The organism is Streptomyces wedmorensis, assembly GCF_000716445.1.
GTDB lineage: Bacteria > Actinomycetota > Actinomycetes > Streptomycetales > Streptomycetaceae > Streptomyces > Streptomyces wedmorensis.
The window spans coordinates 1-22,274 of the sequence record NZ_JNWK01000095.1 but is presented as its reverse complement, the minus strand read 5'-3'; the positions used below and the strand labels follow the sequence as shown (position 1 = coordinate 22,274).

The 22,274-nt window shown below is 72.7% G+C and carries 21 protein-coding genes; 8 read left to right on the top strand and 13 right to left on the bottom strand.

All coding sequences use genetic code 11. The features are described from left to right. Positions 1–55: 55 nt before the first annotated feature. From OO54_RS39220 to OO54_RS39200, 5 genes are all read right to left on the bottom strand, one after another. The gene (locus OO54_RS39220) at positions 56–814 is read right to left on the bottom strand and encodes a class I SAM-dependent methyltransferase (protein WP_033212110.1); all 759 of its coding nucleotides are present in this window, start codon (positions 812–814) and stop codon (positions 56–58) included. Between the two features lie 179 nt (positions 815–993). After that, complete coding sequence (locus OO54_RS39215) at positions 994–2,352, bottom strand: AMP-binding protein (protein WP_106970189.1); 1,359 nt, start codon at positions 2,350–2,352, stop codon at positions 994–996. 170 nt (positions 2,353–2,522) lie between these two features. Next, the gene (locus OO54_RS39210) at positions 2,523–3,818 is read right to left on the bottom strand and encodes an NAD(P)/FAD-dependent oxidoreductase (RefSeq protein WP_033212108.1); all 1,296 of its coding nucleotides are present in this window, start codon (positions 3,816–3,818) and stop codon (positions 2,523–2,525) included. A 647-nt stretch (positions 3,819–4,465) separates the two neighbouring features. Beyond that, complete coding sequence (locus OO54_RS39205; protein WP_033212102.1) at positions 4,466–4,858, bottom strand: VOC family protein; 393 nt, start codon at positions 4,856–4,858, stop codon at positions 4,466–4,468. After that, entirely contained in the window at positions 4,855–5,694 is an 840-nt protein-coding gene (locus tag OO54_RS39200) for a bestrophin-like domain (RefSeq protein ID WP_033212100.1), read from the bottom strand. Before OO54_RS39200 ends, OO54_RS39205 begins: the two co-directional genes overlap by 4 nt. 473 nt (positions 5,695–6,167) lie before the next feature. Between OO54_RS39200 and OO54_RS39195 the strand changes: the two genes are divergently transcribed. Then, positions 6,168–10,472: a bifunctional nitrate reductase/sulfite reductase flavoprotein subunit alpha gene (locus tag OO54_RS39195; RefSeq protein WP_033212098.1), complete on the top strand. Its 4,305-nt coding sequence runs from the start codon at positions 6,168–6,170 to the stop codon at positions 10,470–10,472. Positions 10,473–10,597: 125 nt separating this feature from the next. Next, positions 10,598–10,972, top strand: a complete 375-nt coding sequence (locus OO54_RS39190; RefSeq protein WP_157856597.1) for a hypothetical protein — start codon at positions 10,598–10,600, stop codon at positions 10,970–10,972. Between the two features lie 186 nt (positions 10,973–11,158). Here OO54_RS39190 and OO54_RS39185 read toward each other — a convergent pair whose 3' ends face one another. Beyond that, positions 11,159–12,673: an MFS transporter gene (locus tag OO54_RS39185; RefSeq protein WP_033212094.1), complete on the bottom strand. Its 1,515-nt coding sequence runs from the start codon at positions 12,671–12,673 to the stop codon at positions 11,159–11,161. A gap of 127 nt (positions 12,674–12,800) precedes the next feature. Here OO54_RS39185 and OO54_RS39180 point away from each other — a divergent pair, with 127 nt between their 5' ends. Further along, positions 12,801–13,526, top strand: a complete 726-nt coding sequence (locus tag OO54_RS39180) for a TetR/AcrR family transcriptional regulator C-terminal domain-containing protein (RefSeq protein WP_033212092.1) — start codon at positions 12,801–12,803, stop codon at positions 13,524–13,526. Here the strand turns inward: OO54_RS39180 and OO54_RS39175 are convergent. The 3 genes from OO54_RS39175 to OO54_RS39165 form a co-directional block, all read right to left on the bottom strand. Continuing rightward, complete coding sequence (locus OO54_RS39175; protein ID WP_033212091.1) at positions 13,475–15,019, bottom strand: MFS transporter; 1,545 nt, start codon at positions 15,017–15,019, stop codon at positions 13,475–13,477. The two genes, OO54_RS39180 and OO54_RS39175, sit on opposite strands and share 52 nt — an antisense overlap. Before the next feature lie 233 nt (positions 15,020–15,252). Then, complete coding sequence (locus OO54_RS39170) at positions 15,253–15,612, bottom strand: ArsR/SmtB family transcription factor (RefSeq protein WP_033212090.1); 360 nt, start codon at positions 15,610–15,612, stop codon at positions 15,253–15,255. Between the two features lie 29 nt (positions 15,613–15,641). Beyond that, positions 15,642–15,824 (bottom strand): cold-shock protein, encoded by a 183-nt coding sequence (locus tag OO54_RS39165; protein WP_017238452.1) that lies wholly within the window; start codon positions 15,822–15,824, stop codon positions 15,642–15,644. A 252-nt stretch (positions 15,825–16,076) separates the two neighbouring features. Between OO54_RS39165 and OO54_RS39160 the strand changes: the two genes are divergently transcribed. Then, the gene (locus tag OO54_RS39160; RefSeq protein ID WP_051787820.1) at positions 16,077–16,469 is read left to right on the top strand and encodes a hypothetical protein; all 393 of its coding nucleotides are present in this window, start codon (positions 16,077–16,079) and stop codon (positions 16,467–16,469) included. Here OO54_RS39160 and OO54_RS39155 read toward each other — a convergent pair. After that, positions 16,432–17,028: a TetR/AcrR family transcriptional regulator gene (locus OO54_RS39155; RefSeq protein ID WP_033212089.1), complete on the bottom strand. Its 597-nt coding sequence runs from the start codon at positions 17,026–17,028 to the stop codon at positions 16,432–16,434. The two genes, OO54_RS39160 and OO54_RS39155, sit on opposite strands and share 38 nt — an antisense overlap. A gap of 122 nt (positions 17,029–17,150) precedes the next feature. Then, a complete protein-coding gene (locus tag OO54_RS39150; protein ID WP_033212087.1) occupies positions 17,151–17,732 on the bottom strand; it encodes a TetR/AcrR family transcriptional regulator in 582 nt (193 codons plus the stop codon). A 63-nt stretch (positions 17,733–17,795) separates the two neighbouring features. Between OO54_RS39150 and OO54_RS39145 the strand changes: the two genes are divergently transcribed. Both OO54_RS39145 and OO54_RS39140 read left to right on the top strand, forming a co-directional pair. After that, a complete protein-coding gene (locus OO54_RS39145; RefSeq protein ID WP_033212085.1) occupies positions 17,796–18,302 on the top strand; it encodes a hypothetical protein in 507 nt (168 codons plus the stop codon). A gap of 305 nt (positions 18,303–18,607) precedes the next feature. After that, the gene (locus OO54_RS39140; protein WP_033212083.1) at positions 18,608–19,237 is read left to right on the top strand and encodes a ScbR family autoregulator-binding transcription factor; all 630 of its coding nucleotides are present in this window, start codon (positions 18,608–18,610) and stop codon (positions 19,235–19,237) included. Positions 19,238–19,294: 57 nt separating this feature from the next. Here the strand turns inward: OO54_RS39140 and OO54_RS39135 are convergent, their stop codons facing one another. Then, positions 19,295–20,281: an NAD-dependent epimerase/dehydratase family protein gene (locus OO54_RS39135; RefSeq protein WP_033212081.1), complete on the bottom strand. Its 987-nt coding sequence runs from the start codon at positions 20,279–20,281 to the stop codon at positions 19,295–19,297. A 16-nt stretch (positions 20,282–20,297) separates the two neighbouring features. Continuing rightward, on the bottom strand, positions 20,298–21,248 hold the full coding sequence (locus OO54_RS39130; protein WP_033212079.1) for a ScbA/BarX family gamma-butyrolactone biosynthesis protein: 951 nt from the start codon (positions 21,246–21,248) through the stop codon (positions 20,298–20,300). Between the two features lie 119 nt (positions 21,249–21,367). On the opposite strand from OO54_RS39130, the gene OO54_RS39125 reads away from it, so the two are divergent. Next, positions 21,368–22,045 carry a ScbR family autoregulator-binding transcription factor gene (locus OO54_RS39125; protein ID WP_033212077.1) on the top strand — a complete coding sequence of 226 codons (678 nt, stop codon included), beginning with the start codon at positions 21,368–21,370 and terminating at the stop codon, positions 22,043–22,045. 125 nt (positions 22,046–22,170) lie between these two features. Then, positions 22,171–22,274: acyl-CoA dehydrogenase family protein (locus tag OO54_RS48010; RefSeq protein WP_167348173.1), on the top strand; the 104-nt coding region annotated here is incomplete at its 3' end.

Genomic DNA, 22,274 nt, shown 5'->3' with positions numbered 1-22,274 from the left:
TTTGCCTCTCAGAGTTTCAGGATGGCTCGGCCTCCCGGGGGAGGTCGTTGTATCTCTAGGCCTCTGGAGAGCCGTGATCCACGTTCACGTTCTCGTACAGGAAGGAGTCGTAGAACTCGGCGTCCGGAGAGGAGACCGTCCCGATGAGCTTCCACTGGGGCCGCGTCTGGGCCGCCGAGGCGGCCACGGGGGGCGTCTCGCGTTCGCTCGCCTGTCCGTCCGGCTGGCCCCTGCCGGTGAAGCAGAGGACCACGCGGCGGGGGTTCCGCCGGATCGATTCCTCGACCCTTTCCAGCACGGCGGACGACACGTCCACGGAGAACGGCTCGTAGAAGTAGAGGAGTCCCGCGTCGTCCGGGACGTCGAACTTCGTGGCGTCGGCGTGCACCACGTCGATCCTGTCGCAACCCTCGCGGGTCTCCGAGGCCTTCTCCACGTTGCTCCGCGCGATGTCGCAGAGCGTCTCCGACGCCTCCACGCCGACGATCCGGCGGAACGGGAACTCGGTGGCGAGCAGCAGCACCCGGCCCTTTCCGGAGCCGACGTCGACGAAGGTCACTTCCTCGTGCTCGACGTCGCAGTGCCGGAGGGCGTTGAGCACGGTGCGGACCGGTGACGGCGAGTACCGCGCGTCCCGGCCGATCTGCAGCCGGTCGCTCTCGGGGAGCTCCCACAGTTCGACGTTCGACGCGGTGTCCACGTCGTGCAGCGAGTCGAAGGGCGTCTCCCGTTCGATCCGACCGAGCCGATCGTCGAATATCTGGCGGTACTCCATCGCACGCAGGAGCTTGGCCCGACGGTCGTTGTCCGACATCCTGATACCCCTTCTCGATCAACATCCGGCCCCGTGCGCAACCGACCGCTCGCTGCGGGGCGTTGAGGGTGAGCGACCGGCCGCACCTTCCTCGGTCCGGTGTCGAGGACGAGGAGGATGCGGCCGGGGATCGCGTCGAAGGCCGGCCGGTACGGTTCGGCGTTCCGGCGGCGTCTTGTTCAGATGGTCATGTTCTCGGCGAGCTTGCGCAGCGCGAGCCGGTCGACCTTCCGGTTGGGGTTCAACGGGAACTGCTCCAGACGCACATACCGCCGGGGCAGGACACTGTGCGGCAGGACCGCGCGGACACCGTCGGCCAGGACCGTCTCGTCGACCTCCCGGCCCGTGTAGAAGACGACGAGCTCGTTGCCGTGAGCCGCCGGCCTGGGCACCGTCACCGCGTCACGCACCCCGTCGCACTCCCGCACCACATGGTCGACCTCCGCGAGCTCCACCCGCCAGGCATGCACCTTGACCTGCGAGTCCATCCGCCCGACATAGGCCAGATCACCCTCCGCGTGCGCCCGGACCCGGTCCCCCGTCCGATACCAGCGCCGGCCGTCGGCCACCACGAACCGGCCCTCGTTCTGCGCCGCGTCCAGATAACCCGTGGAGATCTGCAGACCGGTCAGCCACAGCTCACCCTCCACCGACGAGACCTCGCCCTCCTCGGTGACCAGCCGGAACTCATGACCCGCATGCACCTTCCCGATCGGCACCGTCCCGTTCACACCCCTGCGCCGCGACTCCTCACCGGCCCAGCGATGCCAGCAGATACCGATCGAGAACTCGGTCGGACCGTAAAGGTTCTCCACCCTCGAACCCGGAGCCGCCACCAGCCAGTCCATCACGTCCTGACAACGCAACGCCTCACCACCGAAGAAAGACCACCGCACACCATCCAGCGCGCCTTTCTCCAGAGCCCCCATCTCCCGCGCCATCCAGATACCACTCGGCGTCGAGTGCCACACCGTGATCCCGTGCTCCGCGACGAACCCCGGCAGATCCCGATACGCCGACGGCGGCACCGCGAGCAACAACGCACCCGCACCCCACGCCGCGAACACGTCATGAATACCCGGATCGAAATTCAGATCGAACGTCTGCGAGAACACGTCCGCCGGACCGAAATCACACCTGCGGTCCATCTCGTCGAAATACGACGAGAAACCACGATGCGAAATCGGAACACCCTTCGGGACACCCGTCGAACCCGACGTGAACAGAACATACGCGGGCTCCGAGGAATCCACCACGACCGGCTCCGCCAGCGCCGCACCAAAATCCACCGCGACCAGCGGGAACCCGTCCCCGACACCACCGGTGTCCAGAACCCGCACCCGCGTCCCGTCCCCGACGACCTCCGGCAACACCCCAAGACCACGATCATCGACGATCAACGTCTCCACACCGGCCACCCGCATCATCCGACGCGTCAGCTCGGCCGGGAAATTCGGCTGCAACGGCACGACCGTCCCACCCGCGTACAACACCGCGAGCAGACCCACATACGCCGTCACACTCTTCCCCGCCAACACAACAACCCGAACCCACGCAGGAAACGCCCGACCAGTGTGAGAGACATAAACCCCGCCAACCCCAATCCCCCGGCTGCGAAAGCAGAATCCAACGCGACGGTAAGACTCCTTACCCAAACCAGTAGATTACCGATCGGCCCGCCGAACTGTACTGACACCCGTCAGGTACATCATTCGGACAAGTCGCGCCGTTCGCCTTTTCCGGCGGGAATGGTCGCGGGCCGGCCGCGGTGCCTGATGTTGACCGCCGAGGCCTTGGCCAGGGCCAGCGGATTCAGGAAGCGGAGCGGGCCGATCAGACGGGAACCGAAGAGGTGCAGGTGGCGCGCCATCGACGCGTCACGGGCCGCCGCGGAGAACATCAGCCGCTCCACGGGATTGAACGGCCGGGACCTGGCGTAGTCCACGCCCAGGAACTGGTGGCCGCCGAGACGGCGCCGGTGGGTGCGGGCGTAGGCCGCGAGCGAGCTGTCGAGGTCGCCGTGACCGGTCAGGGCCGGGGCGACCGCCTCGACCAGCCACTGGGCGGACTGCAGGGCCCACGCGCATCCCACGCCCCACAGCGGGTCACCGGTCAGGGCGGCGTCACCGATGAGCGCGAGGCCCGGGGCGGTCGGCCTGCGAGTGTGCAGCGAGTAGTCGACGGCGCCGATGATCTTCGAGACGCGCTCGGCGGAGTCGACGGGCGGCGCGTCGGGCAGGCCGCGGAGGAAGTCGAGGAAGCTGCCCTCCAGATCCCTCCGGAAGGCGGGCAGCCGCTTCTTGTCCGGGAGCACCGCGACGACCGTCACGCCGTCGTCGTTCGGGAACGCGTACGCCGCGTCGGGGTCGAGGAACCAGGCGTGGCTGATCCCGTCGCGCAGCGGCAGGTCGCGGAAGTGCGCGAGATAGCCGAACCGCCCGTTCTCGTGCTGCCGGCCCCGCACCTCCGCGTACTTCGCCACGGCCGAGTCCCTGCCGTCGGCGCCCACCACCAGCCGGGCCCTGATCTCCCGCTCCCCCTGCGACGTCGACGCCCGCACCCCGACGGTGCGCCCCGCCTCCCGTATCAGACCCGTCACCCGGTGGCCCAGGAGCAGGTCGACACCCGGCGTGGCCGCCGCGCGGGACCTGATCATCGGGTCCAGAGTGCTGCGCCGGACGTTGTACGCGTACGGCAGCTCCGGACCCCCCGGCGCGGCGGTCGGCTCGATCCACCCCCAACGGGTGTACCAACGGCCCTCGTTGCGCACCGCGCCCGCCTTCTCGAGCTCCGGCACGAGCCCGAGCTCGTCGAGCACCGGATAGGCCGCGGCCTGCATGGAATGCGTGCACAGCACCTTGTACGCCCCCGGGTCCGCGCGCCGCTCCAACAGCGCGACGCGCACACCGCGCCGCCCCAGCAGGATCGCCGCGGCGCTGCCGGCGAGGCTCGCTCCGCTGATCACGACGTCGTAGTCGTCGACCGTGTCCTCGGGACCGCTCATCGCTCTGATCGTCTCCTTCGTGTCACCACGCCGTTCACGGGAGTCATCCAGAGCAACTGCTGTCAGGATCATGCCCACTTGTCAATCCCACCACCCGCGCCCGCACCGCCGTGCGCCCACACCCACCGCACCCCCGTGCGGGCCCGCGCCCACCTGCGCCGTCGCCCCCTGCGGGCCCGCGCCCGCCGCCGTGCGGGCCTGCGCCCCGCCCCGTGTCGGCCTGTGCCACCGCCGTGTGGGCCTGCGCCCGCTGCCGTGTGGGCCTTCGCCCTCGCCCACCGCCGTGTGGGCAATCGTCCCGCTGGGGCGGGACGGGTGGGGGCCCGGCAAAGGGCGCCGTCCGTTGTGCCCACCCGTTCCGCCCCAGCGGAACGAATGCCCACAACGGGCGGGACGAAGGCCCACAACGCGGGAGCGCAGGCGCGGGGGTGGGCACCGCCACAGCGGAACGATTGCCCACAACGGGGTGGGCGGGGTTGCGGGTGGGCACCGCCACAGCGGAACGATTGCCCACAACGGGCGGGGCGCGGGCGCAGCCCACAACACGCGGGCGCAGGCGCGGGGGTGGGCGCCGCCCCGGCGGAACGAATGCCCACAACGAGGCGGGGCGCAGCCCACAACGCAGGCGGCGGCGGGAGCGCGGGCGGTCAGCGGGGCTGGGTGGCGATTTGGATGAGGTTGCCGCAGGTGTCGTCGAGGACGGCGGTGGTGACGGGGCCCATGTCCACGGGCTCCTGGGTGAAGCGGACACCGAGCCCGCGCAGGCGCTCGTACTCCGCCTTCACGTCCTCGACGGCGAACTGGGCGAGCGGGATGCCGTCCTGGACGAGGGTGTCGCGGTACGCGCGGGCCGCGGGGTGGCGAGCGGGTTCGAGGAGCAGCTGGGTGCCGCCGGGCTCGTCGGGCGAGACGACGGTCAGCCACCGGTCCTCGCCGCCCACGGGGACGTCGTGCTTCTTCACGAAGCCGAGGACCTCGGTGTAGAAGCGCAGGGCTTGTGTCTGGTCGTCGACGAAGACGCTGGTCAGGTGGATCCTCACGGGATGTTCTCCTCTGCGGGGGCCGCGGTCGGGGGCTGGTCCGGGGACTCGGTCCAGTACTGGGCGAGCGCTCCCTGACGGTACGGTGCCGGGCTCACGCTGAGCTCTCCGGCGAAGGGGCGGTCGAGGACGAGGACGAGGAGGAGGCTGAAGCCGATGAGGCCGGCGACCGAGGCGACGAAGAGGATCTGGATCCGCCTGCGGCGCATGCCGTAGAGGAAGGTGAGGGGGATCAGGACGAGGGCGCCGCCGAAGGCCAGGAGTTGGAGCAGCGGGGGGAGTTGCTGTTCGGCCATGGTGAGGCGGGCGCGGCGCTGGGCGGCGACGTCGTTGAGGTGGCTGACGGCCTCCTCGTAGAAGACCTCCTCGCGGGCGGTCTTCGGCTCGTACGACTGGAGTACCTCGAACACGGCCTGGAGCTTGCCGGCGGTGGCGTCGTACTCGGGTGTTCCCGCGCGCATCAGGGGCCACTGCTTCTCCACCACTCCGTGGACGTAGCCGCTCAGCGCGACGTCGAGGCGGTCGCGCACGGGGGCCGGGAAGGCGGCGGCGTCCCGGGCGATGAGTGCGGCGTCGGTGGCCTCGGTGGCGACGACGGTCTGTGTGCTCTCCAACTGGGTCCAGAGGGTGACGATGACGAACGCGAGGATGATTCCGTAGATCGCGCCGAACATCCCCAGTGTCACCCCGACCATGTCGTTGTGCTCGCCTTCGGCCAGTGACGGGTACCTGCGCCGGGTGTACATGCTGCCCGCGACGGCGAGGGCGACGGTCCCGCCGACGATGACGACGGTCAGGGTGGAGGTGCTGAAGTGGTTGAGCAGCCAGAGCGACATGTGCGGGGAGTCTAGGGATCCCGGGATCACCGGAGCCGCCCCCGATTCCTGCGTCTCCGCGTCGTCGCCGTCCGCGCGCCGTCCTCGGAACCGTCTGTCACCCCGTGCGGCCGGGCGTGCGCCGCGTGCACGCCCCGCGCACGACCACCGACGACTCCCGCCACGAATCCACACCATCGGGTGAGCCCTGGTGGCGCACCTTGACGGATTCCCGATGCGCCCGCGGTGATCCGCCAGGGACGTGGGAATCCGGCGCGGTCGGCGGGACGGCCCTTGCGGGGCTTGAGCCGTCCTCGTGTCGCTCACGGTAATCTCCCGGCCGTCGTGAAGGGCGTGTAACGCCGGGTGCCCGTGGGGTGTGACGGGCCGGAAACCCGCGGTTCGTACGGTCGAGGCCGTGGGAGACCTCCCACGGTCCGGCGTACCGGCGCAGGTCGGGACGGGCGGAGTGTTCCTGAGGGGGAGGAGTCCCGGTGGCGTCGTCGGACTCGCGGGCCGAAGCTGTCCGGACGGTCTGCTCGTACTGCGGGGTCGGCTGCGGGATCGTCCTCGACGTCGCGCGCGATGCGCGGACGGGCCTGCGGCGGGCGGTGAGGGCCTCGGGTGACAAGGCGCATCCGGCGAACTTCGGCCGGCTGTGCACGAAGGGCGCGACCAGCGCGGACATGCTGGCGGCCCCCGGACGGGCCCGGACCGCGCTGGTGCGGGCCGAGCGGGGCGGCGAGCCCGCCGAGACGGACGTCGACGCGGGCATCACGGCGGTGGCCGGCCGGCTGCGCGCGATCCTGGACGAGCACGGACCGGACGCGCTGTCGTTCTACGTCTCGGGGCAGATGTCGCTGGAGGCGCAGTACCTGGCGAACAAGCTGGCCAAGGGCTTCGTGCGGACCCGCCACATCGAGTCGAACTCGCGCCTGTGCATGGCCTCCGCGGGCTCCGGGTACAAGCTCTCGCTCGGGGCGGACGGCCCGCCCGGCTCGTATCAGGACTTCGACCGGGCCGACGCGTTCCTCGTGATCGGCTCCAACATGGCGGACTGCCATCCGATCCTGTTCCTGCGCATGATGGAACGGGTCAAGGCGGGAGCCAGGCTGATCGTCGTGGACCCCCGCCGCAGCGCCACGGCCGACAAGGCGGACCTCTTCCTGCAGATACGCCCCGGGACGGATCTGGCGCTCCTCAACGGGCTGCTGCACCTGCTGGTCGCCGAGGGCCACACCGACGAGGCGTTCATCGCCGAGTTCACGGAGGGCTGGGAGGCGATGCCCGGCTTCCTCGCCGACTACCCGCCCGCCCGGGTCGCCGAGATCACCGGGCTCGCCGAGGCCGACATCCGGCAGGCCGCGCGGTGGATCGGCGAGGCCGGCGAGTGGATGAGCTGCTGGACGATGGGCCTGAACCAGTCCACGCACGGCACCTGGAACACCAACGCGCTGGTCAACCTGCACCTCGCCACCGGCGCCCTCTGCCGGCCCGGGTCGGGCCCGTTCTCGCTGACCGGCCAGCCCAACGCCATGGGCGGGCGCGAGATGGGGTACATGGGACCGGGGCTGCCCGGGCAGCGCTCGGTCCTCGTGGACGCCGACCGCGCCTTCGTCGAGGAACTGTGGAGCCTCCCCGAGGGCTCCGTCCGTACGGACGTCGGCAGCGGCACGGTGGAGATGTTCGAGCGGATGGCGGCCGGGGACATCAAGGCCTGCTGGATCATCTGCACCAACCCGGTGGCCTCGGTCGCCAACCGCAGGACCGTGATCGCCGCCCTGGAGGCCGCCGAACTCGTCGTCACCCAGGACGTGTTCGCGGAGACCGAGACCAACGCCTACGCGGACGTGGTGCTGCCGGCCACGCTGTGGGCCGAGTCCGACGGCGTCATGGTGAACTCCGAGCGGAACCTCACCCTCGTCCAGGGGGTCGTCGACCCGCCCGGCCAGGCCCTGCCCGACTGGCAGCTCATCGCCCGGGTCGCGTGCGAGATGGGCTTCGCCGACGCGTTCACGTACACCGGCCCGGAGGAGGTCTTCGAGGAGATCAAGCGGGCGTGGAACCCGCAGACCGGCTGGGACCTGCGCGGCGTGACGTACGAGCGGCTGCGCGCCACCCCCGTCCAGTGGCCGGCCCCCACCGCCGACGGCCCCGACCGCAACCCCGTGCGCTATCTGAACGACGGCGTCAGCCAGACGCAGCTGGAGCGCGAGGACGGCAGCCGCCCCCGGCTGGCCTTCCCGACCGGGAGCGGACGCGCCCGCTTCTTCGCCCGGCCGCACCTTCCGGCGGCCGAACTGCCCGACGACGACTACCCGTTCGTCCTCAACACGGGACGCCTCCAGCACCAGTGGCACACCATGACGAAGACCGGCAAGGTGGCCAAGCTCGCGAAGCTCGCCCCCGGCCCCTTCGTCGAGGTGCACCCCGAGGACGCGAGGGCCCTGGGCGTCGCCGGAGGCGACCACCTGGAGATATCGTCGCGCCGCGGCCGGGCCGTGCTCCCCGTCGTGGTGACCGACCGGGTCCGGCCGGGCGACTGCTTCGCCCCCTTCCACTGGAACGACCTCTTCGGCGAGTACCTCAGCATCAACGCCGTCACCAACGACGCCGTCGACCCGGTCTCCTTCCAGCCGGAGTTCAAGGCGTGCGCGGTCGCCCTCAGCAAGACGGCTGCCCCGGTCCCCCGGGCGCACCGGAGCGACGAGCCGGAGGCCGCCGCCCCTGCCGCCCCGTCCGCCGGGGCAGCCGCCGCGGCCGGGACCGGAGCCGTACCGACCGGAGCGCCCGCCGCGGGGACCGGGGCCGTGCTCGCCGCGCTGCTCGGCGTCGCGGACCTCGCCGCGCCGCCCTCGTTCACCGCGTCCGAGCGCCACTACCTGGCGGGGTACGTGTCGGGGCTCTCCGGTCTGCCGGGCCTGTCCGCGGGGGGCGTCGCCCCGCCCGAGGACCGGGTCCCGGTTCCGGTGCTGCCGTCCGGGGCCCCGCTCGACCCGGACCGCGCCCTGTGGGTCGACGGGCTGCTGGCGGGGATGTTCTCCCGCACCGCCGCTCCCTCCCCGTGGGGCGAGGCCGTGCGGGCGCCGGGCGGCGGGACCGTCGGCGAGGGCGCCGCGCCCGCCCGCCGGCTGCTGGTCCTGTGGGCTTCGCAGACCGGGAACGCCGAGGAGTTCGCCGTCACCGTCGCCGGCTCCCTCTCCGGAACGGGGCGGGTGGCGGAGGTGCTCCCCATGACGGACGTCGACCTCGCCCGGCTCGGTCCCGAGACCGACCTGCTGGTGGTCACGAGCACCTTCGGCGACGGTGACGCCCCCGACAACGGCGCCGGCTTCTGGCAGGCGCTGAGCTCGCCGGACGCCCCGCCGCTGACGGGGGTCCGCTTCTCGGTACTGGCCTTCGGGGACTCCAGTTACGACGACTTCTGCGGGCACGGCCGGCGTGTGGACGAGCGCCTCGCCGAACTCGGCGCGACCCGTCTGCACCCGCGTACCGACTGCGAACCCGACCACGAGGAGAGCGCCGGAGCGTGGCTGACCGGGGTGCTCGCCTCGCTGGGCCCGGCCGCGCCGCCGACGGCCGTCCCGACCGCCGGAGCTCCCTCTCCGCCTCCCGTCCCGCCCGCCAGGACTCCGGCCGCGCCGGCCGCTCCGGCCCCGGCCGCCGACCGTCGCGGCCCCTACTCCAAGTCCTCGCCGTTCTCGACGCTCCTCGTCGGCAACCGGCTGCTGAGTCTGCCGGGCTCGGGGAAGGAGGTCCGCCGGTTCGCGTTCGACACGCGCGGCGGCGAGCTCGCGTACGAGGCGGGCGACGCCCTCGGCGTCTGGCCGGTGAACGGGGCCGGGCTCGTCACCGAGTGGCTCGCCCTCACCGGCCTCGACCCGGACGAGCCGGTCGGCGTCGGCGATTCCGGGACCGTCCCGCTGGCCGAGGCGCTGCGCACCCGCCTGGACATCAGCCGCATCACGCCGGACCTCCTCAGGTTCGTCGCGGACCGCACCGGCAGCCACGAGCTCAAGCGGCTCCTGCGCCCCGGCAACAAGGACGAGCTCGCCAAGTGGAGTTGGGGGCTCCAGGCCGCGGACCTGCTCGGCGCCTTCCCGGTACGGGCTGCCGCCGCGGACTGGGCGGGGGTGCTCAAGCGCCTCCAGCCGCGGCTGTACTCGATCTCCTCCAGCCCGCTCGCCCACCCCGGCGAGGTCAGCCTCACCGTCTCCGTCGTCCGTTACGCCAACGACCGCGGCCGCGACCGCGGCGGCGTGTGCTCCACCTACCTGGCCGACGGCGCCGACGACGGGCCCGTCCAGGTCTTCGTGCGGCGCTCCCCCGCTTTCCGCCCGCCGGCCGACCCGGCCACCCCCATGATCATGGTCGGGCCGGGGACGGGCGTGGCGCCGTTCGTCGGCTTCCTCGAAGAGCGCAGGGCCCGCGGCCACTCGGGGCCGAACTGGCTGTTCTTCGGCGAGCAGCGCGAGGCCACCGACTTCTACTACCGCCGGGAGCTCGAGGAGCAGCTGGCGGCGAGGCACCTCGACCGGCTCGACGTCGCCTTCTCCCGCGACCAGCGCAAGAAGGTCTACGTCCAGGACCGCATGCGCGAACACGGCGCGGCGCTCTGGTCCTGGCTGCGGGACGGCGCCCACTTCTACGTCTGCGGCGACGCCACCCGCATGGCCAAGGACGTCGACCAGACCCTCCGCGACGTCGTCGCACGCCACGGCGGGATGGGCCCGGAGGACGCGGCGGCCTACGTCAAGCAGATGTCCGCCGACAAGCGGTACGTCCGCGACGTGTACTGACGCCGCCGCCCGGCCGCCGGTCCCTTCCCACCGGCGGCCGGGCGACACGTCCGATCGGGCGTTGAAGTCGCCGTGGGCCGTGTCGCGGGCCGTGGGGCCGGGGGACGTCGCATAACTGTGAGCCCATGGCCAACGACTACAGGGAACGTCTGATGTCCGCCTCGAACGATCGTCCGCACCCGCTGGTGGACCCGTACCTCCGGATCATTCTGAGCGCGCTCGGTCCACGGAGGGCGACGGCGTTCCTGACGGCGGCGCTCAAGGCGCACCAGGAGGAACGGGCCCGCGAAGGAACGATTCAGCTTGGGTTCTGCGCCTATCTCTCGGACCGGCTGGGCGAGACGTGGGGGCGGACGCTGGCCGAGATCTCCGCGTGGGAGGCCATGCAGGCGGTCCGTCGGCTCGTCCGCGCCGACCCGGAGGCCGACCTCGGGCGGCAGCTGTCGCACGGCCTCGCGCTCGCCGTGGCTTCCGGGCCGGCGACGACGGCGGCTCGCTGACGGCGGTACACCGGGAGCAGGTCGATGACGGCGGCTCGGTGACGGCATCTCGGCGGCAGTGGCTCCGTGACGGCATCTCGGCGACAGCGGCTCCGTGACGGCGGTCCACCGACGAGAGCACGGTGACGTACGAGGAAGAGCCGGTGCCCCTCGGGGGGGCACCGGCTCTCGCGTGTGCGGGACGGGTCAGGCGGCGGCCTCCACCTTGTCCTCCGCCGGCTCGTCGGTGGCCGGCGTGGGCGCGGCCTGCTTGGTGTCCCGCATGACCAGGGCGGCCAGGACGGCGGCCGCGAGGACACCGGCGGCGCTGATGGTGAAGGTGGTGGACATCGAGGAGGTGAAGGCGTCGCGGGCCGCGTCGACCAGGCGGGTGTCGCCCTGGGCGGCGGCGAGGGCTCCGCCGATCGACTGCTTGGCCTGCTCGGGGGCGTCGGCCGGCATCTCACGGGAGAAGGTGCTGGTGAGGAGCGAGCCGAGGATGGCGATGCCGAGCGCGGTGCCGGCCTGCTGGATGGTGTCGTTCAGCGCGGAGCCGACGCCCGCCTTCTCCTCGGGGATGGTGCTCATCAGCGCGCCGACGGCGGCCGGCATCGCGAGGCCCGCACCGAGGCCGAGCAGGCCCAGGGCGACGGCCGGGACGGTGAAGCCGGACTCGGCGTCGACGGTGGTGAGGAGGGCGAAGGAGGAGGCCATGACGAGCATGCCGGCGAGGATGAGGATCCGGTTGCCGATCTTCGCGGCGAGGCCGGCGCCGGCGCCGTTGCCGATCAGGGCGGCGACGGCGAGCGGGACGAAGGCGAGACCGGCCTTGACGGGCGAGTAGCCGAGGACGAACTGCAGGTACTGGGTGAGGACGAGGAGCAGGCCGCCGTTGCCGATCTGCACCAGGGTCAGCGAGAGCGAACCGCCGCTGAAGTTGCGGTGCTTGAAGAGGACCAGGGGCACCATCGGCTCGGGGGTGACGTTCTCCCAGACCACGAATCCGGCGAGGGAGACGACCGCGACCGCCAGGGTGACGAGCGAGCGGCCCTCGAAGGCGCCGTGCTGCGGGATCTCGATGATCCACCAGATCAGGGCGGTCATGCCGACGGCGGAGAGGATCGCGCCGAGCGGGTCGGGCTTCTGCCACGGGCCCTTGGACTCGGGCATCAGGGTGAGGGCGGCGAGGACGGCGAGTGCGACGACCGGGACGTTGATGAAGAAGATCGAGTGCCAGGAGAAGTGGTCGATCAGGACGCCGCCGAGGACGGGGCTGCCGACCAGGCCGAGCATCGACACAGAGCCCCAGGCCGCCATCGCCTTGGGACGCTCGTCCTCGGCGAAGACGGTGATGAGGATGGAGAGCGTCGAGGGCATGATCAGCGCGCCGCCGACCCCCATCGTGATCCGGGCGGCGATGACCTCGCCGGGGCTGGTGCAGACCGTCGCGGCCAGGGACGCGGCTCCGAAGAGCAGCAGGCCGAGGACCATCACCTTCCGCCGGCCGAAGCGGTCACCGAGGCTTCCCGAGGTGAGCAGGAGTCCGGCGAAGACCAGGATGTAGGAGTCCAGGATCCACTGGATGTCCTGGGCGCTCGCCCCGATGTCCTCGGTCATGGAGGGCACCGCGACGGTCAGCGCCATGCTGTCGACCACCAGGACCAGGGTGCTGAGGCACAGCACGACCAGGATCCACCAGCGGCGTGGGTTGCGGGTTTCCATCGGGAGTTCCCCCTCGGTCTTCGTTCGTCTTCCTTCGATGCGAACACTGTACGCAGATGCGCACACCGTTCGCAACCCTGGAGACCTGTACGCTGAATGCGAACGCCGTACGCAGTGAAGGAGGACCATGGCCGCCAAGGCGAACCCCGTACCGTCCGTGTGGGCACGCGAGCAGTCCACCCCTGATCAGCCCGCGCTCAGCCGCGCCGCGATCGTCCGGGAGGCGGTCGTGATGCTCGACGCCGACGGCATCGAGGCGCTCAGCATGCGCAAGCTCGGCGCCCGCCTGAACGCCGGCGCGACCTCCCTCTACCGGCACGTCGCCACCAAGGACGAGCTGATGGAGCTCGCCGTGGACGAGGTCGCCGCCGAGATCACGGTCCCGGCACCCGGCGGCCCCTGGCGCGAGGCCGCCACCGAGGCCGCCGCCTCGTTCCGCGCGACGGCCCTGCGCCACCCCTGGCTCTCGTCCGTCCTCGGTCAGGCCGGCCTCGCCTATCTGGGCCCCAACCTCATGGCGTACTCCGAACGGCTCGCCGCCCTCTTCGCGGCCACCGGATTCCCCGAACCGAGCCGCGCGATCGACACCCTGCTGTCGTACGTCATCGGCATGAGCACCACCGAGGCCGCCTGGCTCACCACGGTCGCCCGCTCCGGCGACACCGAGGCCGCGTTCATCGCCCGCCTCATGCCCGCCGCGCAGCAGGCGGCGGCCGACCACGACCACCTCGCCTCGGCGTACGCCGACGCCGCCGTCACCGCCACCGTCGACCCCGTCGCCATCCGGGACGCCAAGTTCTCCTACGGCCTGGACGTGGTCCTCGACGGCCTGGAGATGCGCCTCACGCGCTGACCGGACCACGACCGGCCGGACGCGGGCCGGCCGGACGACTGCCCGGGGCCCGGCGGACCCGACGCGCGCGACCCCGACGCCGACGGGGCCGGCGCGGACGCGCCGGGCGCCGCGGGCGCGCCCGCCTTCGGCCAGTGCCGGTGCAGCGCGTCGATGTGGAAGTCGTGCGCGTGCGGCCGTGCCGCCCCGGCCAGGTGCGGGTGCCCGGCGGGGAGTTCCGGGTGGACGTGCGGCAGCTCGACCGGGTCCGTACGCGGCCAGAGCCGCGCCGCACCCACGGCGCCGAGCAGGGCCACCGCGGCGAGCACGGCCGCGGCGACGGCGGGGCCCGACCGCACGGCGAGCCAGCCGGCGAGCGGGTAGGTGACGAGCCAGCAGGCGTGCGAGAGCGAGAAGCGGGCGGCGAACGCGGCCGGCAGGTCGCCGCTCCCGGCCGAGCGGCGCACCACCCTGCCGCCGGGCGTCAGCACCGCCGAACCGGCCGCGCCGACGACCGCCCACAGCACGAGCAGGGCGGGCCAGGACCACACGCCCGACGGCACGGCGAGCCCCACGGCGAGCATCCCCAGCGCCCCGGGCAGGACGAACGCGGCCCGCACCATCACCGCCCGGTCCTCCGCCCGCCCCAGGACGCGCGGCAGCAGCAGCGCCACCGCCATCGACCCCGCCCCGTACGCGCCGAGGGCGAGCGGCACGTCGCCGGCCGCACGCCCCAGGGTGTCCCGTACGAGCAGCACGGTCCCGACCAGCACCACGGCCCCGGCCGCCGCCACGGCCAGATCCAGCGCGAGCAGGGCCCGCAGCCGCGGCGTGGCGAGCAGGAGCCGGGTCCCGAACGCCACCTTGCCGTACGCCCGCCGCGCCCGGCCCCCGCGAACCCGGCCCCCGCGAACCCGGGCGTCGCCGGGCGGAGCGGGCTCCGGCGGCTCGGGCAGGGCGGTCGTGTGGACGAGGAGCGCGGAGGCCAGGAAGCCGGCGGCGGTGCCGGTGAAGAGCCAGGCGTACGGGACGACGGTCAGCAGGGCGGCGGCGAGCACGGGGCTGACCAGGCTCTCCAGGTCGTAGGCGAGCCGGGAGAGCGAGAGGGCCTCCGTGTACTCCCGCTCGTCCGGCAGGACCTGCGGGATCGTCGCCTGGAAAGCCGGGGTGAAGGCGGCGGAGGCGGCCTGGAGGAGCAGGATCAGGACGTAGACCTGCCACACCCGGGTGACGAACGGCAGGGAGAGCGCGACGGCCGCCCGCGCCAGGTCCATCGCGACGAGCAGGGCGCGCCGGGGCACGCGGTCGGCGAGCGCGGAGACGACCGGGGCGAGCCCCACGTACGCGGCCATCTTGATCGCGAGGGCGGTGCCGAGCACGGCGGCTGCGTCGGCGCCCGCGAGGTCGTACGCGAGGAGGCTCAGCGCCACGGTCGCCAGGCCGGTGCCGGACAGGGCGACGACCTGGGCGCCGAACAGACGCCGGTAGGTGCGGTTGCGCAGCACGGACAGCATGGACGCCCCCGGTCGGCCGCGGCGGAGTACGGATGTCCACCGTAACCGACACGTGCACGTGTGCGCACATGTTCGCGCCGACGACCGGCGCCGCCCCGCTCCACCGGACCCTGACGACGCCGACGATCGCCACCGTTCGGACCGGCCGGACCCGGACGACACCCACGACCGACACCCCCCGGACCCGCCGGACCCGGACCGGGGGGAGCGTACGGACCGGCCTGGCCCGGCTCTCAGGAGTGCCAGGGCTCGCCGGTCACCTCGTGGTCGGCCCGGCTGATCGCCTCGACCACCAGGCGCTTGAGGTGCCCGTCCGGCATGGCGTACACGACCCGGCGGCCGTCCTTGCGCGACTGGACGAGCCCGCCGAGCCGCAGCTTCGCCAGGTGCTGGCTGACCGCGGGCCGGGCGGCCCCGCAGGCCTCCGTCAGGGCGGTCACGTCGGCCTCACCGCGGGTGAGCAGCCACACGAGATGGAGCCGGGTCGGGTCCGAGAGCAGCGCGAAGACGCCCGCCGCAGCCGAGAGTTCGCGCGGGCCCGGCGTCCGCTCGTGCGCGTGGGAGGCGGCCGGGGGATCCACTCGCTCAGACATGGGCCCATCGTAGGCAGCCGCCGCCGGCCTCAGACGCGCAGCTCCTTCGCCTCGAAGCGGCCCTCCCCCAGTACGAGGACGAACGAGACCTGCTGCCCCTCCGAGAGGGCCTTCTCCCCGCCCTCGATGTCCTCGGCACTGAAGTACACCTGCTCCTCGGAGCCCACGGGGACGACGAACCCGTACCCGCCGAGACGGTTGAAGGAATGCACGAACCCTACGCTTCTGCCTTCCACGGCGGCCTCCCTGTCGTCGGCGGCGACACTCCTCCCTGGACATCTACCCCGCGCACCCACCCCTCGCCATCCGGGCCCGCGCCCCCGACTGGACACCGGCCCCCCACAACCTCGTACAATCTTCAACAGAGGCCCGCTGCCGGAGATCCCCCGTGTCCGACAGCGGGCCTCACCGACGCTCCGGACAATCCCGTGGCCCCCCTCGCGAGCGGCACCTACGCTGCCCGTATGCCTCCCGCCAAGACCGCGTACGTGTGCCTGCCGTGCCGGGCCTCCTACAAGCAGCCGTACGACGGCGACCGCCGGCGGGTCTGCCCCCGCTGCGCGGGGGAACTCATCCACGTGGGCTCCGCGTTCGCCGCGCCCGGGCGGCGGGACACCGAGGCGTGGCGGACGCTGGCGGTGCTGCTCCACGCCGGCGTCCGGTTCCACAAGGACTGCTGCTTCGGCGGGACCGGCTACCGGCCCCGGACCCTGCGCGAGGTGCGCGAGCGCATGACGTACGCCGCCCGCACCGGCACCCCCTTCGACCAGGCGCTCGTGCTCCGCGAACCGCCGTGGCCCGGTGCGGTCGGCGGACCGGTCAGGCGGCGGGGCCCGGGTAGGCGATCCTCGCGGTGATGCGGGCGATGCGGCGGGCGGAGGCCTCGGGGGAGGCGACCGGCTGGACGATGTGGCTCACGGTGAGGCGGACGATGGTCTCCACGGCGAGGCCGCGGGACTCGTCGTCGACGTCGGGCCAGGCTTCGATCGCATAGGCGTCGAGCATGGCCATCGCGGTGCCGAAGACCGGTTCGGGGCGGGTGGTCAGATAGGCGAGGAGGTCGTCCTCGCCGCCCCGCGCGGCGACCAGGACGCTCTTGACGAGGGGGTTGTCCACGGCCTGCTGGAGCGTGTAGCCGACACCCGCGGCGGCCGCGGCCTCCAGATCGCCCCGGTGCGCGTCGAGTTCGCGCTGGATGCCGACCAGGAAGCCCTCCAGTTCGCGCTGGACGAGGGCGTTGCCGATGGCCTCCTTCGACCCGAACTCGTTGTAGAGGGTCTGGCGACTGATGCCCGCCGCCCGCGCGATGGCGGTCATGCGCAGGCCGCCCCAGCCGTCGGCGGCGACGAGGCGGTAGGCGGCGTCGAGCACCTGCTCCCGCAGCAGGGACCGAACGCTCTCGCGAAAACGTGTCATCGTGCGCCCACTCTAGTCACCGGCGGCGTACTCCCCCGCCGTCGGAGAGCACCCCTCGCGGCCCGGATCGGGCGGGCGTCACGCGACCCCGTCGACCCGCACTCCCCCTTTCCGGGCAGGACCTAGCCCAGGAGTGCCGCCGTGCAGTGTTCGGTGAGGTCTTCGGCGTGCGGGGGCAGGGGGGTGCCCGCGCGGAGGTGGCGGCGGACCACGGTCAGCGGGAAGTCGACGAGCGCCAGGGCGATGCGATCCCGGGCCTGTTCGTCCTGGGCGCCCAGCGCTTCCGCGAGGTCGGCCAGGGCGGCGAACACCCGGTCGTTGCCGGAGTCCGCGCGCCGGGCGTGCTCATCGGACCAGTCGGCACGGCCGAAGTCGGCTGCGCCGTAGAGGAGGAGAGCCGCCTCGTCCGGGTTCTCGCGACACCAGGCCACCACGTGCCGGGAGGCCGCGCGGGCCGCACGTCGGGGGTCGGGCTCGCCGGTCAGGACGGCGAAGTAGCCCTCCTGGAAACGCTCCACCGTGCGCAGCCACACCTCGGCGAGCAGCGCCGTGCGCCCGGCGAAGCGGTGGTACACGGAGCCGCTGGGCGCACCCACGGCCTGGGCGACGGCCGACATGGTCACGGCGGCGGGTCCGCCGGAGGCCGCGAGGCGGACGGCGGCGTCGAGAAGCTGGTCCGTGTCGAAGCGGGGTGGTCTCGCCATGAATCAGAGGGTACCCTCCAATTAATTGGAGATCGGTCTCCAATACGCTGGAGGGGAGGACGCATGGGCGTCCACAACGTGCACGAGCGCCTGCTGTCCGCCAAGGAAAGTGAGGTGGGCGCGCTCGTCGACGCCCTGGCGAGCGGGGAGGGCGACCGGCTCTGGCCCGGCGCGGCCTGGTCGCCGATGGAGTTCGACCGTCCGCTGGGGCCGGGCGCGGTGGGCGGACACGGCCCGGTGCGCTACACCGTGGCCGGGTACGCGCCCGGGCGCTGGATCCGCTTCGAGTTCACCGGGCCCCGCGGCTTCCACGGCTTCCACGAACTGGCCGTGCTCCCCGTCGGCCCGGACCGCACGCGACTGCACCACACCCTCACCATGGCGCCCAGCGGCCTGGCCCGACTGACCTGGCCGCTGGCCTGGCGCCCGCTGCACGACGCCTGCCTGGAGGACGGCCTCGACCGCGCCGAACTCGCCTGCACCGGCACGTTGCGACGCCCGGCCCGCTGGTCGCCGTACGTGCGCCTGCTCCGCACCTTGGCGCTCGCGGTCGGCCGAGCGCGAGCGTGATCCGCCCTGCCGGAGGGCACCGGACGAAACCCTGGGTGCCGAGTGGCCCCGAAATGCGGTAGCCGGAAACCGCGCTCTGAGAGGTGACGCAGGAACCGTCCTCGAGTTGCGGCACTTTGAACTGCGCGACCTCCGCCCGGCGCCCCCTCGGTCGCCGGGCCCGCCCACGCGATCACCAAAAGGGGCATGGGTGACAGGGGAAAGCTTCTACAATACCAAGCAGTCGGTTTTGAGTTGTCGAGCGGTATCGGTACGACGCGGTTCGGGGCCGTGCCGTCGAGACGCAGGGTGCTACGGAGCCACGGGTGACCAAACAAGAGCGGGCCGCGCGGACCCGTGACGCGCTGATCAGGTCGGCGGCCGGTGAATTCGACCGGCGCGGCTACGACTTGGCCACCTTGTCCGCGATCAGCTCCGGAGCGGGAGTGAGCCCCGGAGCGCTCCACTTCCACTTCGAGAACAAGGCCGCCGTCGCCGTCGCCGTCGAACACGAGGCGGCCGCCCGCCTGCGCCGGACCGCGCGGCTCGAGTACCGCCGGCCGTCCGACGCCCTGCAGAACCTCGCCGACACCACGCACGCGCTGGCCCGGCTGCTCCGCGAGGACGCGGTCGTCCGCGCGGGCTTCCGGCTCAGTTGCGCGAACGACCGCCGTACGGAGCTGAATCTGCGCCAGGAGTGGCAGAGCTGCGTGCAGCAGCGGCTCGCGGAGGCCGCCGACGAGGGCCTGCTCGCCTTCGGCCCCGAGCACCGACAGGACCTCGCCCGGACCATCGTGGCCGCCACCGTCGGCCTGGAGGCCCTCGGCCGCGACAACGACGAGTGGCTGTCACCCCGGACGGTCACCGGCCTCTGGCGGACCCTCCTGCCCCTGCTCGCCGGCCCCGACGCCCTCTCGGACCCGGAACCCGCCGACACCGCGACCCCGGCCGCCTGACGGCTCGTCACTCCCCCGTCGTACGCGGGGTCCTGACCGTTCCGGAGCAAGGTCAGGTCAGGCCCGGTCCAGGAGCCCCCGGTACCAGGGCAGGTGGTCGGCGACCCCCGCCGTGTAGCCCGGACCCGGATCGCAGCCCAGCTCACGCCACGGTCGGTCGTCCTCGAACCAGTGGTCGGGGACGAGCATGGCGAGATGGTGCAGCGCGAAGGGGAGGTCCGCGAGCAGCGCGCGCGCCTCGTCGGCGCCCACCGCGGGCCCCCGCGGCGGGCCCGCCCGGCCCGCGAGGAGCGCCTCGCACGGCGCGAGCAGGTCCGCCACCGGCACCGGGTCGGGATGGTTGACGTAGTACGGGCCCGGCCGCGTCCGCTCCGAGAGCGCCGCGCCGACCAGGACCCCGGCCAGGGCGTCGACCCCGATCACCGAATGCAGCGAGGCGCCCGCGTCGAGCGGGCCGGGCAGCGCCGCGAGCAGTCGGACCAGGCCGGGCACCAGTTGGCGGTCGCCCGTGCCGTACACGAAGTGCGGCCGCAGGACGGTGCCGCCGGCGTCCATGACGTGCCGCTCGCCCGCCGCGCGGGTGCGGCTCGTCGCCGAGGCGGGTGCGAGCGGGAGCGTGCCGGGGGCGGCGGCCCGGAAGGGGCCGCGGCCGTGCACCGAAGCGGTGCTCAGGGCGACGACGCGGGTCACTCCGGCGCGCACGGCGGCGTCGACCAGGGCCCGGGTGCCCTCGTCGTTGACCGCGCGGGCCGACTCCTCGTCCCCGCCGATCGCCGAGGCGCAGTGGATCAGCACGTCGATCCCCTCGCACGCCCGGCGGAGTGACGCGGGGTCACGGAGGTCGCCGATGACGGTCTCGGAAGAAGGCCGGCCGTCCTGGTTCCGCTCGTCTGCGGACCGACCGGTCGCCGGCGAGGCTCCCGCCGGCGGGAGCGGGCGGCGGGCGAGCAGCCTGACGTGCCCGACGTCCGTCCGTCCCGCGGCCGTCGCCGCCACGCGGCCGCCGATGAACCCGGTCGACCCGGTGATCAGGATGCGAGGCACCGTCGTTCCCGTCGGGTCAGCCCGCCAGGCGGCCGGCGTGGTGCCCGGCGGCCACCGCCAGGGGCCGGGCGGCGGAGGTGAGGGTGGCGACGAACACGGACCGGTCGTCCTGCCGGCCCTCGACCCGGACGGTGTCCACCGAGGGGTCGGCGGTCGGCACGGTCTCGGCCTCGATCCAGCAGGGGCTGTCGAGTTCGGCGTAGCGCGCGAAGGAGACGTCCATGCCGGCGGGCAGGTACGCGCCGGCCCCGAGGGTCGCCGCTGCCGCCTGCCGGGCGGCCTCCAGGAGCAGCATCCCCGGTATGTGGTCGTTCGGGCGCCGGAAGAGGGTGGGGTGGCCGGTGTTGACCCGCAGCTGCCACTGACCCGGGCGGATGCCGGGCGCCAGGACGACGTCCTTGGCGTGCTCGCGGCCGACCAGGTGCGGCTCCACGCCGGGGATCAGCGGGACGGGCCTGCCGAGCGCGGCCATCCGCTCGCCGCGGATCCGGCGGTAGGCCTGGAGGGAGGTCGCGCGGGCCAGGGCGCCGCCGGTGGCGAGGTGCCGGCCGTCGCGGGTGAGCACCACGGTGGTGCGCAGGTTCCCGAGCCTGCCGCCGCGGGTGCCGAGCTCGGTGCAGACCAGGTCGAGGTGGATGTCGGAGGAGAGGCCGTCCACGGCGAGCTCGTCGGGGTCCGCGGTGTAGTGGAGGCCCCACATGACGAACTGGTCCTCGACGGGTACCCCCAGCTCGGCGTGAGCCACGAGCATGGTGGCCTGACGTATCGTCTCGGCCACCAGCACGGGGTCGTGCCGGTCCCCAGCCACCGGAGAGAAGAAGGGATGTGCGGCAGGCCAGTGAGCCGAGACGGAGTACCGGTCGGCCCGCAGCTGCGTCCAGCCCGTGGGGATGATGTCCGCGGGATCGGCGCGGTGCACGAACTCCCCGGGGACGCGCGTCGTCGCTCCGTGACCGTCCTGATCCATGGATACCCCTTGCGTCCCCGCGCCCCGGGCGGTATGTCCGCCCTGCATAGAATACGTACAGCCCGGTTTTCTTTTCAATGCTTCACGTCACACGTTGAGCACCGACGGCAGGAGGCGCCTTGGCGCAGCAAGCGCGTGCAATCAAGACCCGACGGGCGATCCTGGAGGCGGCCGCGACCGTGTTCGCGGAGCGCGGTTACGAGCGGACGACCATCGGGGAAATCCTGGTGCGCGCCGGCGTGACCAAGGGGGCACTGTACTTCCACTTTGCTTCCAAGGAAGAAGTGGCCCTCGGCGTGCTCGACGCGCAGATGCTCGACGTTCCGCTGTCCCCGCGGGCGATCAAGCTCCAGGAGCTCGCGGACCAGTGCTTCCTGCTCACCCACCGCCTGCAGCACGACGCCCTCGTGCGCGCGAGCGTCGGTCTGGCCCTTGACACCGGCGCCACGGGAGTCGACCGGGTCGGCGCGTTCCAGGCGTGGATCGACGAGGTGTCGGAGATCCTGACCGCCTCGCAGGCGCGCGGAGAGCTCCTGGTGCACGTGAACGTCGCGGACACGGCCAGGCTCTTCTGCGGCGCCTTCTCCGGGGTCCAGGCGATGTCCCAGATCCTGTGCGAACGCGAAGACCTGGCGCACCGGGTCTCGGTCCTCCTCCAGCACTTCATGCCGAGCGTCTGCACGCCCGCGCTGCTCACCAGCCTCGACCTGACCGAAGGGCGCGTCGCCCAGCTGGCCGCCGAGTACGAGGCGGAGCTGCTCCGCCGGGAGCAGAACCCGGCCGACATCCACGGTTAACAGAACCGACCGTCCGGTTCCCCGAGCGCCCCGATGCAGAACGGCATCGGGGCGCTCTGGCGTCATGGCACTGAGTGTGTTTTGCTGAGGGTACTCAGTGCCACAAGCGTCTAGGGGACCACATCATGGGCAAGGACTTCGACCTTTATCGGCCCTCCGAGGAGCACGACATGCTCCGGGAGTCGGTCCGCGCGCTCGCGGAGGCGAAGATCGTTCCGTTCGCGGCGGC

Bases quoted from the DNA above. Each gene is read 5' to 3' on its own strand.
- OO54_RS39220 (WP_033212110.1), bottom strand. From the start codon at position 814: ATGTCGGACAACGACCGTCGGGCCAAGCTCCTGCGTGCGATGGAGTAC.
- OO54_RS39210 (WP_033212108.1), bottom strand. From the start codon at position 3,818: ATGAGCGGTCCCGAGGACACGGTCGACGACTACGACGTCGTGATCAGC.
- OO54_RS39200 (WP_033212100.1), bottom strand. From the start codon at position 5,694: ATGTCGCTCTGGCTGCTCAACCACTTCAGCACCTCCACCCTGACCGTC.
- OO54_RS39190 (WP_157856597.1), top strand. From the start codon at position 10,598: ATGGCCAACGACTACAGGGAACGTCTGATGTCCGCCTCGAACGATCGT.
- OO54_RS39185 (WP_033212094.1), bottom strand. From the start codon at position 12,673: ATGGAAACCCGCAACCCACGCCGCTGGTGGATCCTGGTCGTGCTGTGC.
- OO54_RS39180 (WP_033212092.1), top strand. From the start codon at position 12,801: ATGGCCGCCAAGGCGAACCCCGTACCGTCCGTGTGGGCACGCGAGCAG.
- OO54_RS39175 (WP_033212091.1), bottom strand. From the start codon at position 15,019: ATGCTGTCCGTGCTGCGCAACCGCACCTACCGGCGTCTGTTCGGCGCC.
- OO54_RS39170 (WP_033212090.1), bottom strand. From the start codon at position 15,612: ATGTCTGAGCGAGTGGATCCCCCGGCCGCCTCCCACGCGCACGAGCGG.
- OO54_RS39160 (WP_051787820.1), top strand. From the start codon at position 16,077: ATGCCTCCCGCCAAGACCGCGTACGTGTGCCTGCCGTGCCGGGCCTCC.
- OO54_RS39155 (WP_033212089.1), bottom strand. From the start codon at position 17,028: ATGACACGTTTTCGCGAGAGCGTTCGGTCCCTGCTGCGGGAGCAGGTG.
- OO54_RS39150 (WP_033212087.1), bottom strand. From the start codon at position 17,732: ATGGCGAGACCACCCCGCTTCGACACGGACCAGCTTCTCGACGCCGCC.
- OO54_RS39145 (WP_033212085.1), top strand. From the start codon at position 17,796: ATGGGCGTCCACAACGTGCACGAGCGCCTGCTGTCCGCCAAGGAAAGT.
- OO54_RS39130 (WP_033212079.1), bottom strand. From the start codon at position 21,248: ATGGATCAGGACGGTCACGGAGCGACGACGCGCGTCCCCGGGGAGTTC.